The organism is Peptoniphilus rachelemmaiella, assembly GCF_943169845.1.
Taxonomy (GTDB): Bacteria; Bacillota; Clostridia; order Tissierellales; family Peptoniphilaceae; genus Aedoeadaptatus; species Aedoeadaptatus rachelemmaiella.
In genome coordinates, this window is the sequence record NZ_CALPBW010000012.1 from 1 (window position 1) to 1,796 (window position 1,796).

1 protein-coding gene is annotated in these 1,796 nt (G+C 50.9%); it reads right to left on the reverse strand.

The features are described from left to right. Positions 1 to 166: 166 nt before the first annotated feature. The coding region (locus KO087_RS06185) for an S-layer homology domain-containing protein (RefSeq protein WP_215508432.1) at positions 167 to 1,796 on the reverse strand (1,630 nt) is incomplete at its 5' end.

Sequence of the window (1,796 nt, forward strand, 5' to 3'; positions counted from 1 at the left end):
TGTCATTATTCCCTCCTGATTGTGATTGGTTGGCAGACCTTTCTTATCATACCATTCTGGGAATAACGGGTGATTATCGCTAAAGCTAAACGGAACCCCCGGTCTAACCGGGGGTTTTCTAATGCAAAAAGGAACCGAGCTTGCGCTCGATTCCTTTTTGACCGGTTTAGCGATTCGCTAAGGCATCCTTCCAAGTTTGATTCAACGTAACCCACGTTTCATCTACCTGACCTTTTACGGTGCGATAGAACGTGTGGGTGTTGGATGCTTCGATAATATCGTAGTATGCCCAGTGGCTTACATTGACATCATTGAAGGGTACAATGCCCGTCAATACATCACGCAGACCCGTGAGGCCGACGCTACGGTCGTACAATTTGTTGAATACCGTAACTGCTTCTGCGCGGGTGATGTGGTTGTTCGGGCGGAAGGTGCCGTCCGGATAACCGTTGATGCGTCCGTTGGCATAGGCTTGGTTGATCGCCGCTTCGGCCCAGTGGCCTTTCACGTCGGCGAAAGGTGCCATGCCGGTATTGGCCTTGTCGATGGCCTTGATCATTTGTGTGAATTCCGCACGAGTGATCTTGTCGTTGGGTCTGAACGTACCGTCGGGATAGCCCTTCATATAGCCGGCGTTGACCACGGCGTTGATCACTGCGTTGTACCAGCCGCTGCGTACGTCGATATAGTTCGGTCTTGCACTGTTGGACAGATCCAAACCTTGCAAGCGAGCCAGCATGGCCGCCGCTTCGGCGCGGGTCATATTACCTTCGGGACGGAAGGTGCTGTCTTCGTAGCCGAAGATATATGCCTTGTGAATGGCGGTTTCGTGTTTCGGTTTTTCAACAGAGGGTGTCGTCGGGTTTGCCGGAATGAACCAGTAACCGCCGGTATTGTTTCCGGCATTGGATCCGGAATTGCCCTTGGCCTTGACGGTTGTCGTCTTGGATGCGGGCTTCTTACCTTTTTCCGTTTGCGTTGCGGTAATGGTTTCACCGGATTTCAACGGACGATTGGCGGGAACCGGAACATTCCAGTTGCCACTCTTATCGACCACTGTTTCGCCAATGATGTTTCCGCGTTCGTCGGTAACGACGATCTTCGCTCCGGGAACGCCTTTGCCGTCAATCACCTTATCGCCTTCCGTCGGTTGGTTAAGGATCGGTTTGTCGGACTGACCCGGAACCTTATCCGTCGGCGTAGCGGTTATCGTCGTCGTGATATTTGTCGTCGTACCGTCAGAATTTGTTACAGGAACGATCACTTGAATGGCAATCGGATCATTTCCTTGATGACCTGCCGGTACGGTCACTTCAACGGCACCATTTGCTTTCGGTGTTACAGTGACACCATTCGGTAATTGATCTTGGTTAGTCACCGTCGGCACGCCAACTTTTGTCATATCCGTAATCTTATTTCCGTCTTTATCTTTGACGTCAGACGGATTGACGGTCGTTGTGCTACCCTTTTCCACATTCGTATTCGGGTAAGTGACTGACGATTGATCTTCAACCTTCTTCGTTGCTTTTGCAGTGAAGGTGGTATCGGCGGTAATTTCAACCGTACTCGGATCCGCAGTTGCTGTTGTTTCAGCGTCTTTGTACCATGCCGGGTTTTCGTAGCCTTTTGCTTCTTTTCCGTCTAATTTCGGGAAGTTGGCTTTCGCTACTTTATCCTTCGGTGCAAGTGCATAATATTTTTCTGCGACGGTTCCTGCTTGGATGGAGTCTGCGTCTTGTTTGACGGTGACTCTGAACCAGCCGGTGGGAATCGGATCGTCTTTTCCGACTTCGTCG